Here is a 12838-nt window from a genome sequence, read left to right as displayed (position 1 = left end):
CCTTCCTCTTTCCTTGCTTTTTCTCATTACTTTTTTAAACACTACATATGGTGGTTTTGATGCTTTTTATAGACTCTATTATACAAGAGTATGTTATAAGCAGTAAGTATTCACAAATGAACACTTACTGCTTATAACAATTCTTACTATTCAATTAATTTTCTATTTCAACGCACTGCCCAAATTCATTATAAAATAGTGCAATGGGTTATTATAATAGAAGAGTTTGGTGAAAATTGAACTTTCAATTAATTCCGATAACGTCTCTGTGGCTTGAATCGAAATTATAAAGGACAATGAGAGCGTCGCCACCCATACAATAAGTATACCAATCAAAAGCCCTACTGAAAATCCACCTAATTTATTCATGGATTTGACAATCGGTAGCCTTGTCAAGATATCTAAAACAATCACCACTGCATTTAATATGAGAGATACTATTAAAAAAACAATTAGAAAAACAAATGCATTGACCGCCATCGTTGCAATAGATCCGCTAATATAGTCACCTAATCCTTTTGCCTCTAATTTGTCATTGATTTCAGGTGTATTGTTTTTTTCAAGAAATCTTAAGATGTTTCCAGGTAAATTAATGGCTCCAGATAAGATTACTTCATCCAATTCTGCATCCTGATCTCCCATTAGGTTTTCAATATTAAGTAGTTCTACAGTTTTTTCTCCTATCATTTGGTCAAATGACGTATTATTAATAATCAAACCACTGACTTGTGGTGAAATTAATAAAGTCAATACCAATGCCACTATGGTAGAGGTAAGTCCAAATAAGGTTTTAACAAAGCCTTTAATCATTCCATTTATCGCGCAAAAAAGAATGATGGCTATGAGTATTATGTCTAATGTATTCATCGATAGCCTCCAATTGTTAACGATTCTAAATGTCTTTTAGTTTAAGTATTTCAAAGTCGTACTCATACTCAATTAAATATCGGTTATTACTAAGTTCATATATACTTATTATGTCTTTGTGTAAATTAGTTTCCCATATTTTCCGTTTTCCGATATATTTTAAAACACGTGATCCTTGAATCACAAATAGTGCGTCCTCTTGAGTGGATAAATTGGTTACTTCGTCTTCAAATATTAATTCACCTTCAATCTCACCTTTTTTTGAGAAAATAACAACCTTTTGACTTAAAGCCTCGCCTTCCGGACTGATTGCTTCACCAAACTTTAAAATAAGTTGCTCATTTAAGGTCTCAATATCTTCAATCTCTGCATCAAGAGATATCGATTTAATAAGTTCAGGCAATGGGTCCATGTAATAGAAGGTTAGAAGATTGTCGCCAATAACAACTGCATGCTCATTATCCATGAAGTTGATTCTAGCTGCCAGCGTCCCGTTGAGTCGTTCATGACCAATTACTCGGTCAGTAAACTCTTCTCCTTTACCGGAAAAATCTAGAAAGGTGATGATCGATTCGATTACGTGCTGTGTTACATCTAAATGAGATGTCATCATACGTGAGGCATCTTTTGCAACCGCCACAGAAATAGGAAATCCATCTTCTTTAAAAATAGTTCTTCTTTCAATAACCATTCTACCTTGATAATCATACATATTGATAAAATGCTTATTGTCTTCCTCTAAAATCAATGTTAAAAAACCAACTTCATTGAGATTGCCACTAACGATATTGTGGTTTGTTTTAATCGTTGCTATATTTCCGTCACCATTAAAGATATAGGCTTCTTTACCAGTAATGTTAACCACTGCCATATATGGTGCCTCAACTAAAAAAAGTAGCTCATTCAGATGATAAGACTTATTCCAAACACTTTTTTGATCAAAAGTGTATTTGGTTAAGCCTTCTCTTGTTGCAATATAATAACCATCGGACATGGTTGTTATTTGTGTACCCTTGATTGTATCTAGTTTTCCCGACCCAGTCGCTTCTAAATATATTGTGCCTTTGTTAATTAAATGATAGTTTGGGCGTATGAACAGGCCATAAATCAATACAAAGATTAATAATGCCAATAAGAATACAATCGGCCTGGATTTTTTTTTATCTATGGTCATTATACTCTCCTATGGATTATTGCATTAGATCATTATAAGATTCAATGTAATGACTTGCTGAGTTTTCCCACGAAAATCTTTTATTCATGCCGCGTTCAACCAACAGTTCCCAAGTGTCTTTATTATAAAAATAACTGATTGCCCTTCTAATACTGAGTTCAAAATCCTGTCCGTTGTAATTTTTAAAAATAAAACCGGTTCCTTCATTTGGGTTTTCAGTGTAATCCACAATGGTATCTACTAAGCCGCCTGTCTTACGAACAATCGGAACAGCACCGTACCTTAAGCTATAAAGTTGTGATAAACCACAAGGTTCAAAGAGTGAAGGCATTAAAAAGAAATCACAAGCCCCATAAATCTGTCTGGCATGCTTTTGGTCAAACTGAATCGTAACATTTACTTTATCAGGATATTCTTCCATTAACTCTTTTAGACGTTTTTCATAATAATGATCTCCGGAACCTAGTATCATAAATTGTACATCTTCATGCAAAAGCTGTTCCATTGCATAGATAATCAAATCAATGCCTTTTTGCTCTGCAAGTCTCGTAACAACCCCAAATAAAGGTACGTTCTTTTGTGGTAAGTCTACTTTCTTCTGAACCATTGCCTTATGCTCTAGACGTTTTGTTCTAAAGTTGGATGCACCAAAATTCAACAACAAGGCTGGATCTGTTTCTGGATTGTACTTATCATAATATATACCGTTAACAATACCTCTGATTTTGTAGCTATATTTTCTTAGAATACCATCCAGTCCATAACCAAACCAAGGCGTTTGAATTTCATTGGCATAGGTTTTACTGACGGTCGTTACTAAATCACCATAGACAATCCCTGCTTTCATGAAGCATATCTTACCATAATATTCTATGGCTTCGACCTTGAAATATCTAGGTGACAAATTAAGTGCATCAAGCGTATCTCTTTCAAAAACACCTTGATATTGTAAATTGTGTATGGTAAATATAATCTTGATTTTGTTATAAAAATCAAGTTTAGAGTATTCTTCTTTTAACAGTAAACCGATTAAAGCCGTTTGCCAATCATTCAAATGAACAATATCCGGTTTTAAATCCAGAAACATCAGCATTTCCAGAGTCGCTTTACAGAAAAAACCAAAACGTTCACCATCATCATCATAACCATAAAAGGTATCTCGGTTAAAGTAATCATCGTTGCCAATGAAGTAAGTGGTTAGCCCACCCTCTATTAAATAGTATACATCTGCTACATGGGCTTTACCGCCTGTTTCAACGATAAAACTAAAGGATTTTTTTATAGGAAATTTTTCACTAATTCCTTTGAATTTTGGCATGACCCTAGTTGTTTCAATATTTTGAGCCTTTAGGGCATAAGGTAAGGCTTCTGCAACGTCAGCCAAGCCACCGGTCGCAGCATATGGAACGATTTCAGGTGATACATATAAAACATTTAGCTTATCCGCCATAGCAGTTCCTCGACTTTCATATCAATCTATTACTTAATGATTCCTGTGTAGGCATTAACACCTACTCATCATTATATCATAAATCTAATGAAGATAACAATGAATGTCAAGTATATCTCTTTTATTCTTCTACGAGATACCCTTTTTGTCGTAGTTCATTTTCAATGACATCTAATATTTTTTCAGACGTTGCCTCTACTGTATGGTAATGATCGCCTTTTGTCAGAGCCATTAGTGGCACAAAATCTTTACTCAAGGTTCTAATCAAAAAATCATTCACTTGCCTTCTTGAACTTAAATGCATATCCACTGAGATCTCACCGTATGCCAAATGACTTACTATGGTATTTAGCAACAAACCTCCATTATCAACTACAATATAGAGCTCGTCTTCAATAGCATCTTGGGGATGTTTTACACAAAAAACCCTCTTGAATGTATCTGCCTTGACTTTATAAATTCGATACCCTTCTGATGTAGATATGATTTCGACACCTTGTGCCCTAAGTAGTGCCACGTCCTGAACAATGACCTGACGACTTACTTTAAACATTTTAGCCATTTGGGTTCCTGTAATGGCTTGGGTGTTTTCGTTCAAGACTTCCATAATCTTGTCTCTTCTTTCTAATCCATCCATATTTCACCTTTTCCTTTTGTCATCATTTATGGTTAAAGGTCAAAACTAAGATTCACCAATCCATATATAAGAGTATGTGAACCTTCAACTACATTATTTGACGCCTTATCCATTTATTATATTAACATCCAATGGGATTCTTATGATGAATTTGACACCATCGGATGTATTACGAACAAAATAACTTATGTTATGATGGTCAAACACCTTACCTGCGACTGCAAGACCGATACCTGTTCCTTCTTTTCCTTCACTGTTCTTGCCTTTGTAAAAACTTCCAAAAATCTTGGGGATATCCTCATCCTCAATACATGGACCAGTATTACTTACAGTGACTGTGACACAACGATCTACAAGAATCGTCTCAAATCTTATCTCTGAACCTGCTTCTGCATATTTTATGGCATTGTTTAAGATGTTTCTTATGGCTTGTTCCAACTTGATTCGATCACCTTTTATCAAAACCATCTTTTTTAATGGTATATAATGAAGACTTTTATCTGATTGAATCAATAGAGTTTGATAAGCTTCCTGTATATGATCGAAAAACACTTTTAAATCCATGTCTTCTTTTGTAATTGAAAAAGTGCCCGCTTCAAGCTCGGACAGTTGTAGCAAGTCCTTAATCATGTGACTCATCTTGTCACTTTCTTCATATATAATCTTATAATAGTCTTTACGCTCTTCCTCGGATTCTACAACGCCGTCTTCAAGTGCTTCAATATAACCATGGATGATGGATAAGGGTGTTTGAAGTTCATGTGAGACTTGTGCTACGAACTCTTTTCTAAGAATATCCAACGCCTTTTCCTTACTTAATTCATACTGAAGCGCTTTTATGGTGGCATCTAGTCGAGTCGCTAATGCGTTAAAAGTTGCACCCAGTTGTCCAATCTCATCTTTTCTATCTTCTTCATATTGTATGTCAAACTTAAGCTGTCGTAACTCATTAGCCATTAAGGTAAGTCTTTTTATAGGACGTGTCATGTTAGTAGATATAATACCTGCCATAAACATGGCAATAACCATGATGACTATACCCACATAATTTATAAAAGCACTGATTGCTTCAAGTGTCTGGTCCATTGCAGTTATGGGAATTTGAAGCATCGCAACACCATTACTAGAAAGCCTTTCACTATAAACGAGCCATCTTGTTTCTTTAACTGGGTAATTGGTTTCAAGAATATAAGCCTTTACCCCATTTACTTCAATGTTTTTTATAATCTTTCCCTTTGAATATTTTAACACATCCTCATCGGATATAACAATACCTGCTTCTGCGTCATATATACTGATTTTGCCTTCAAAATTGTAACCTAAGTATTCGAAATCTTGAATTCTGTCTATTGGTGATGGACTTACTTGAATAATAGTTTCTATCTGCTGAATGGTTTTTTGCATTGTGGTTACTTTTTCTCTGTAGTAATAGGGTTCTATGAAAAACTCCATACTTAACCAAAGTATGAAGAAGATGATCAGGACTAACCCTAAGAAAGCTATAAATAATTTACCCCTAATTGTTTTCATACTTACACCTCAAACCTATAGCCTACACCTCTTACTGTTTGAATACGATCGCCTTCAATACCCATTTTTTTCCTGAGTCGCTTAATAACTGTATCCACTGTGCGGTCATCTCCAAAATAATCAAAACCCCAGACTCTGTTAAGGATTTGCTCCCTTGATAGTGCTTGATTGGCATTATCCACAAAATACATTAAGCAATCATATTCTTTTGGGCTGAAGGTCATATCTTTCCCCTCAACCAATATACGTCTTGCACCTGTATCAATCGATAGTACACCAAATTGCATTTTTTCATTCGTCGATGTTACATTGGTTCTTTTTAACAATGCTTTTATCCTTGCCATTAGCTCTCTTGTACTAAAGGGCTTTGTAACATAATCGTCAATTCCAACATCAAATCCTTGAAGTTTATCTTCTTCAGCCGATCTTGCTGTTAACATAATTATTGGAACTTGGCTTGTTTTTCGAATTTCTTTACTTACTTCATAACCATTTTTAAATGGCATCATAACATCCATTACAACTAAGTCAATCGTTTCAGTATCAAAAATCTTTAAAGCTTCTATACCATTAGAAGCTTCATGAACATGAAACCCCTCTAGAAAAAGGTATTTTTTTATAAGTTTTCTCAGTTTTTCTTCATCTTCTACAACCAAAATGTTTATTTGATACAATTCATCACTTCCTTTTTCTATTTTGTCTTCCTTGTCGTTAACTCTTATTAACATTAACCAACTTTTTAACCAATTACTTCTACTATACCAAATTATTGTGACAAAATTATGACGAAATTTGTCCTTTATTTCAACGCTATTTTGTGTTATATTGATTGAACTTAACAATATTTTTTGTTAAAATAGGGTTGACCAATAACCGACTGATGAAGGGAGAAGAATTATGAAGTATATCCGACCGTATTGGGACACTGCGCTTGCCCTTTTACTTTTATGGTGTATTATGAACGGCTCATTTGGATTGCCTACTCTCATATCAGGTTCAATTGCTTCGGTCATTACCATCATCATGGTTCGACTCCTGTTTTCAAATAATGATCATGTTAAAAACTATCGCGTCCCCCTCTATCTTTTCTTGTGGTTTTTTATCGTTTTGATTTATCAAATCATTAAATCTGCCATTTCGACTGTTATCTCAATTATAAAAAATAATATCAATCCAGTGATTATTGAACTCGACACATCTATCAATAACCACTGGTTTCAATGTCTTGTGGCAAATAGTATTACCTTGACACCTGGAACTGTTACTATTGATAAGACCAATCATCATCTGACAATTTTGTGGCTCTATCCAACTACCCATGACAAAAAGGCTCAAGCCGATGCCATCTTTGGTCCTTTTGAACGCATTCTTAAGAGAGGAGACAACTACTAATGTCTTATTTGATGTTTATTTTATTACTCTTATCATTACTTTGTCTTCTTAAAGTACTTATTGGACCTACTATTTGGGATCGTATTCTTGGTTTTAATCTTTTTTCTGCTATATTTATACTGATTATTCTACTCTACACCGTTATAGAGGATCAATCTTATTTGATTGATGTCGCTTTGGTATATGCACTTCTTGGTTTCATTAGTATTGTTTTTATAACTAGGTTCCTACAAAAGAAAGGGGATATATAGTGATTGCTCATGAAATTGCCGGAATGATTTTTATCAGCATTGGTATTGTTTTCATAATTATTGGTATATTTGGTTTATACCGGTACAATAATTTTTATACACGTGCGAGTGTTTCTTCATTAATTGACAGTGCAGGCTTTTTATTCATATCTGTTGGTATTGTCTTATATAAGGGCCTATCTACGTTTTCTTTGAAAATGCTTTTTTTAATTCTACTGACTTTACTACTCAACCCTTTAGCAAGCCACTTTACCGTTAGAGGCGCCTATTTAAGTGGTCATCGACCTAGGAAGGAGCACTAACATGCTGAACATCGTTTTATTATTGATGATTGTTTTTGCAATTGCATCGATTCAAACTAATAGCTTAAGACATGCTGTTATTTATTTATGTGTCTTCTCACTGCTTTGTTCTTTTGCTTATGTACTCTATCAGGCGCCTGATGTTGCCATGGCGGAAGCAGTTATTGGTTGTACTTTGTCGACTGTTTTATATCTGGTTGCTATAAAAAAATACCGGGTTTTTCGCGTTTACTACTCCGGTCATGTCACTTTACTTGAGAAGCAACCTGAATTCAATGTGCTAAAAAACAACCTCACAACGATGATGGATAACTTCTTAAGGGAACATGAACTGGAGCTGGATCTAATTGATACCAAAGAGACTTTTGATGAAATCCATGGTCTTCATGATTATGACGTCATTGTTGAACATGATAACAAAGGCATTACTATGTATGGTTCTCAGTCCAATTATCTTTATGACGGTTTGGTAACCTATCTTATAGAGCATAATGCTTTTGATATAGATTACGAGTACATTCTTGAGGAAGAAGGTGATGAACTATTATGAGGCGTAAAGTCACCGCTGCTTTTATTATCGGCATATTCCTACTCATTATCTCTGTAAATGTTATTCCTCTTGAAACAAGTACAGATCTTTTTCATTATTATATTAATAATTTTAAAGCGGATACTGGCGCAGAAAATAGTGTCACAGCCATATACCTCAACTATCGTCTTTTTGATACTTTTTTTGAAACTTTACTATTACTTGTATCCGTCATCGGTATTATATATTTTTCTAGACATGAAGGTGATTATTAATGGGAAAACATTCAGAACTATTTGCACAGACCATGGGGCTTGTATACCCCATCATCATCTTATATGGTTTTTACATTATCTATAACGGCCATCTGACGCCTGGTGGTGGTTTTCAAGGTGGTGCGATTTTAGCCGGTGTTTTTACCATTCAGTATCTAACAACTGATACTAAGAACGTGAGTCTAGACATACTAAACCGTATTGAAAAAACCATCTATTTACTCTTGTTATTAACTGGTATATTAATTGTATTTTATATGAATCAAGAGTTAACGCTTATTCAAAAAAGCTACTATCTTTTACTGATGAATACCCTTATTGGTGTTAAAGTCAGTTGTGGTTTAACCGTCATTTTCTATCGATTTGTTCTTTTTGAAAGTAGGTGATTCATATGGAAAAGATTTTTAACGGCGAATCTATTAGCATTCTCCTATTCCTTATTGGCGTTTATGGACTATTGGCCAGACGAAATATTATTAAAACCGTTATTGCTTTAGCTATTATGCAGTCTGCCATCATTCTCTTTTTCTTAACCATCAATTATGAAGACGGACGTATTCCCCCAATTGGAGATGTAACCATACACACCGCTGTGGATCCTGTACCACAAGCTCTTATGATTACTGCAATTGTCATTGGTGTGGCCGTTACTGCTGTTAGTCTGACCATGTTTATAAGCTTATACCATCATTACGGGACAACAAATTGGCTAAAAGTTATCAATAAAAGACGTGAAGATTAGATGAGGTGATATATGACACTATTTTGGTTAGTCGTTCTCCCTATAATAACTGCATTGATTGGCTATTTAAGTCATTATAAAAGGATTTTCATTCTGATAGGCATTGCCCAACTTTGTACAGTCGGTGTCGCCATTGTAACATTCATTCAGGTTATTTTATATGGACCAATGACCCAGGCACTTGGTGATTATGAAGGTTCTATTGGTATTAATCTGGTCGCAGATCCCATTAGCAGTTTTTTTGTGGTTCTGACATGTTTCTTATTCACAGCCATGTTACTGTTCAACTACCATAAGTCATATATGAATAGGCTTTTTTTATTTCTTTTCTTAACACTTCAAGGTCTTATCATTGCTATTTTTCTATCGAATGACCTTTTTGATATCTATACCTTGCTTGAAGTTTCAACCGTTGTTGTTAGTATTCTAATTATGTACAAAAGAGATAGTCAGTCTATTTATGACGGTATGGTTTATCTTTTAACCAATCTTGTCTCAATGGCTTTCTTTCTGTTTGGACTTGGCTATGTCTATAAAATATTTGGCACTTTAGACCTTACAGCCATAAAGGCTGCCATACCTTATGTTGAAAATACAGATACATTGATTCTCCCTTATGTCTTTCTCATTACGGCTATAAGCCTTAAGTCCGCCATAATGCCTTTGTTCAGTTGGTTACCACGGGCACACGGCACCCCTTCAGCGCCCTCTATTGTTTCAGCTGTTTTATCCGGTATTTTTGTCAAGGGTGGTGTTTATTTATTTATACGTTTTCAAGATACCTTTGCAATGGGGTTAGACACATCTTATATTTTTATTTTAATCGGTTTTGCTACCGCTGTTATTGGCTTTGTATTTGCATTATCACAAACGGACCTGAAATTACTTTTGGCATATTCCACCGTGAGTCAAATCGGACTCATTGTTTTTGGTCTTTCATTAGAATCCGATTACAGTTACTATGGTGCTGTCTATCATATTATGAACCATGCTGTTTTTAAAGCTACTTTGTTCTTGACTGCTGGCATGATTATTGAAGAGTATGAAACCAGAGATATTCGGAAAATTAAGGGTGTTTTTAAGCGTATGCCTTTTATCGCCATAATTACTGTTATTGCAATTATGGGTATAACCGGTGCCCCTCTTTTTAATGGTAGTGTTTCAAAATCCCTTATACAAAAAGGCATCTCCTATCAGTCTTATTTAGAATATGGCCTCATCTTTATCAACCTTGGAACTATTATTACCTATATCAAATATGCTACTATATTAACAGGTGACCATAAGAAAGGTCATCGTGTCCGGTGGAATCAAAAAGTTGCCTTAAGTATATTGGCCTTTGCCTGTGTTTTAGGTGGTCTTTTGGGGCAGTGGTTTGTAGGTATTCTCTTTGACCTAAATATTACTCTAAGCTTTACAGATCTTATTAATAAAAGCCTTGTTTATTTAGTAAGTATACTCATTGGCTATACTTTTTACAAATACTGGTATCCAAAGATTCACTTTTTCAAAACGATATGGGAAGTTGAACTCAGCTTCAATGAAATAATATTTTCAATTGTTTTTTTCTTTGGAAGCTTTTTAAGCTATTTACTTATTATTTATTAAGTTAAGATGTCCTATATGATAAGGAGGATCAAATGCTTTTATTTTGGTTAGTTCTCTTACCTATACTTTCCTCAATCGTTGCCTATTTGAATAAACGTCGACTTACCGGTTATCTACTTGGTCTTACCCAACTGTTGGTGTTTTTCATGGCCCTAATAACAGCTATAGATGTCTATACTAATGGTACTATCATCTATAGTTTCGGAGGAAACGCTGTGAATATTGGTGTAAACCTAGTGGCTGATAAGGTTAATATCATCTTTATTGTCTTATCTTGTGCATTTTTTCCTATTATGCTCCTTTTTAATTACCATAAGTCTTATATGAATAAGCTTTTTCTATTTCTTTTTTTGATACTTCAAGGTCTTATCAACGGTATTTTTCTCTCTAATGACCTTTTTAACTTATATGCTTTAATTGAAGTATCTACAATCACCGTCAGTATTCTCATTATGTATAAGAAAACCAGCCATAGCATTTATGACGGTATTTTGTATTTGCTTATTAATCTAGTCTCCATGGCTTTTTTCTTGCTCGGTGTTGGATATATCTATAAGATTTTTGGTACCCTTGACCTAACCCTAATCAAGCAGCAGTTGACTAATGTTACCAGCACACCTAGTCTTATTTTACCTTATACACTAATAATCACGCCAATCGTTTTAAAATCGGCATTGTTACCCCTACCAAGAGCCCATGGCACACCTTCTGCTCCTTCTATTGTGTCCTCTGTGCTTTCCGGCATTTATGTCACCAGCAGTCTTTATCTGTTCATTAAAATACAAGACACTTTTTCCCCAGCTATTGATACCGCCTCACTTTTTCTAAGTCTTGGTTTTATTATTTCAATACTTGGTTTTGTGCTGGCACTTTCTCAAAATGATATACGCTTAATTTTGACTTATTCTACGATAAGTCAAGTTGGTCTTATTGTTTTTGGACTTTCTTTGGCATCAGACTATAGTTATTATGGTTCTATTTATCACCTACTTAGTCATGCTGTTTTCAAGTCAACACTTTTTCTAACTGCCGGTATGATTATTGAAGAGTATGATACTCGGGATATACGCAAAATCAGAGGGCTCTTTAAACGTATGCCTTTTGTTACCATCATCATTTGCTTCGCACTCCTTGGGATTAGTGGTGCACCGCTTTTTAATGGTAGTATATCAAAATACTTGATTAAAAAAGGCAGCGATTCTACTCAATTTTTGGAATATGGTCTTATTATAATCAACATTGCTACCATAACATATCTGATGAAATATACCTCTATGTTCTTCGGTAGTTCAAAAAAATCGAAAACACCGCCTTTGAATCAAAAGATTGCCCTTATTTCTTTAGCAAGTTTATGTCTTCTTGGCGGTATTGGTGGCCAAATTTTTATCAATTGGCTTTTTAAGCTTAATATTCAAATCGAAGCTTTACAATATTTAGAAAAGACCATCATTTATATCTTAAGTTTAGGTATTGGTTATCTATTCTATGAATTCATTTATAAAAAATCCAATTTCTTTATGACCATTCGCCAACTTGAGTTAAGTTTTAATGAACTCATTCTTACCATTACATTATTTTTTACAGGTTTGCTCTCTTATTTGCTGCTTGTGCAGTAAAATACTTTTTTATACGAAATGAGGTTTATTATGTATCGCTTATGGGGAAAAATTATGATCGATAATCAGTTTCGGTCTGATTATGTTTTTGAACTTGAGAATGGGGACATTGCAAGCCCCTCTAGTTTAAAAAAGGGGCTGGAATTTTTGACTTTGCATTTTGACATTGAAATGCCAATGTGGCTATCTGACAATGAAAAAGATTATGCACGATTTAGAAAAACGCGATTCTATAACGACCATTTTATCGAAACCATTGATTTTGATTATTTTGAGATTGAAGTTATTGAGGATAAGAAGAAAAAGCGTGATCATCACCGATAATGGCCACTGGCCCTACGGTCCACATGATAGAAGACCACATCCCCTTCCATAAGTTGGATACCGGCACTGTTTGTCTTATACCCTTCTTTGGCCCATGTGTTGCCAAGGTCGGTTGTCTTATAGGTGTTATAGGCCTCTACA

Annotated in this window: 16 protein-coding genes; 10 read left to right on the top strand and 6 right to left on the bottom strand. The window is 34.6% G+C overall.

Translation table 11 applies throughout. The features are described 5' to 3' along the window. Positions 1-162: 162 nt before the first annotated feature. The 6 genes from P0N36_RS12915 to P0N36_RS12890 form a co-directional block, all read right to left on the bottom strand. Positions 163-867, bottom strand: a complete 705-nt coding sequence (locus P0N36_RS12915) for a CvpA family protein (RefSeq protein WP_275843267.1) — start codon at positions 865-867, stop codon at positions 163-165. 25 nt (positions 868-892) lie between these two features. Continuing rightward, positions 893-2041, bottom strand: coding sequence for a DUF5711 family protein (locus P0N36_RS12910; protein ID WP_275843266.1), 1149 nt, complete (start codon positions 2039-2041; stop codon positions 893-895). 16 nt (positions 2042-2057) lie between these two features. Beyond that, positions 2058-3491 carry a glycogen synthase gene (locus tag P0N36_RS12905; protein WP_275843265.1) on the bottom strand — a complete coding sequence of 478 codons (1434 nt, stop codon included), beginning with the start codon at positions 3489-3491 and terminating at the stop codon, positions 2058-2060. A gap of 121 nt (positions 3492-3612) precedes the next feature. Next, positions 3613-4128, bottom strand: coding sequence for a transcription repressor NadR (locus P0N36_RS12900; protein WP_275843264.1), 516 nt, complete (start codon positions 4126-4128; stop codon positions 3613-3615). Between the two features lie 105 nt (positions 4129-4233). Continuing rightward, positions 4234-5658: a sensor histidine kinase gene (locus tag P0N36_RS12895; protein ID WP_275843262.1), complete on the bottom strand. Its 1425-nt coding sequence runs from the start codon at positions 5656-5658 to the stop codon at positions 4234-4236. Positions 5659-5660: 2 nt separating this feature from the next. Next, on the bottom strand, positions 5661-6386 hold the full coding sequence (locus tag P0N36_RS12890) for a response regulator transcription factor (RefSeq protein WP_275843261.1): 726 nt from the start codon (positions 6384-6386) through the stop codon (positions 5661-5663). 169 nt (positions 6387-6555) lie between these two features. Here P0N36_RS12890 and P0N36_RS12885 point away from each other — a divergent pair, with 169 nt between their 5' ends. Genes P0N36_RS12885 through P0N36_RS12840 form a run of 10 tightly spaced genes read left to right on the top strand, consistent with a single transcriptional unit; the run spans position 6556 to position 12697 of the window. After that, complete coding sequence (locus P0N36_RS12885; RefSeq protein WP_275843260.1) at positions 6556-7050, top strand: Na+/H+ antiporter subunit E; 495 nt, start codon at positions 6556-6558, stop codon at positions 7048-7050. After that, a complete protein-coding gene (locus tag P0N36_RS12880; RefSeq protein WP_275843259.1) occupies positions 7050-7301 on the top strand; it encodes a monovalent cation/H+ antiporter complex subunit F in 252 nt (83 codons plus the stop codon). The genes P0N36_RS12885 and P0N36_RS12880 overlap by 1 nt, the downstream gene beginning before the upstream one ends. Next, the gene (locus P0N36_RS12875) at positions 7301-7603 is read left to right on the top strand and encodes a monovalent cation/H(+) antiporter subunit G (protein ID WP_275843258.1); all 303 of its coding nucleotides are present in this window, start codon (positions 7301-7303) and stop codon (positions 7601-7603) included. The genes P0N36_RS12880 and P0N36_RS12875 overlap by 1 nt, the downstream gene beginning before the upstream one ends. A 1-nt stretch (position 7604) precedes the next feature. Next, entirely contained in the window at positions 7605-8153 is a 549-nt protein-coding gene (locus P0N36_RS12870; protein ID WP_275843257.1) for a Na(+)/H(+) antiporter subunit B, read from the top strand. Continuing rightward, on the top strand, positions 8150-8407 hold the full coding sequence (mbhE, locus tag P0N36_RS12865) for a hydrogen gas-evolving membrane-bound hydrogenase subunit E (protein WP_275843256.1): 258 nt from the start codon (positions 8150-8152) through the stop codon (positions 8405-8407). Before P0N36_RS12870 ends, mbhE begins: the two co-directional genes overlap by 4 nt. Then, positions 8407-8793, top strand: a complete 387-nt coding sequence (locus P0N36_RS12860) for an MnhB domain-containing protein (protein WP_275843255.1) — start codon at positions 8407-8409, stop codon at positions 8791-8793. Before mbhE ends, P0N36_RS12860 begins: the two co-directional genes overlap by 1 nt. A gap of 5 nt (positions 8794-8798) precedes the next feature. Continuing rightward, positions 8799-9149, top strand: a complete 351-nt coding sequence (locus P0N36_RS12855; RefSeq protein WP_275843254.1) for a sodium:proton antiporter — start codon at positions 8799-8801, stop codon at positions 9147-9149. Positions 9150-9161: 12 nt separating this feature from the next. Beyond that, entirely contained in the window at positions 9162-10757 is a 1596-nt protein-coding gene (locus P0N36_RS12850; RefSeq protein WP_275843253.1) for a complex I subunit 5 family protein, read from the top strand. 32 nt (positions 10758-10789) lie between these two features. Next, positions 10790-12373, top strand: a complete 1584-nt coding sequence (locus P0N36_RS12845; RefSeq protein ID WP_275843252.1) for a complex I subunit 5 family protein — start codon at positions 10790-10792, stop codon at positions 12371-12373. Between the two features lie 30 nt (positions 12374-12403). After that, positions 12404-12697, top strand: coding sequence for a hypothetical protein (locus P0N36_RS12840; RefSeq protein ID WP_275843251.1), 294 nt, complete (start codon positions 12404-12406; stop codon positions 12695-12697). Positions 12698-12838: the final 141 nt, after the last annotated feature.

Source organism: Petrocella sp. FN5 (genome assembly GCF_029210395.1).
Lineage (GTDB): Bacteria > Bacillota > Clostridia > Lachnospirales > Vallitaleaceae > Petrocella.
This window is presented reverse-complemented; position numbering and strand designations above follow the sequence as displayed.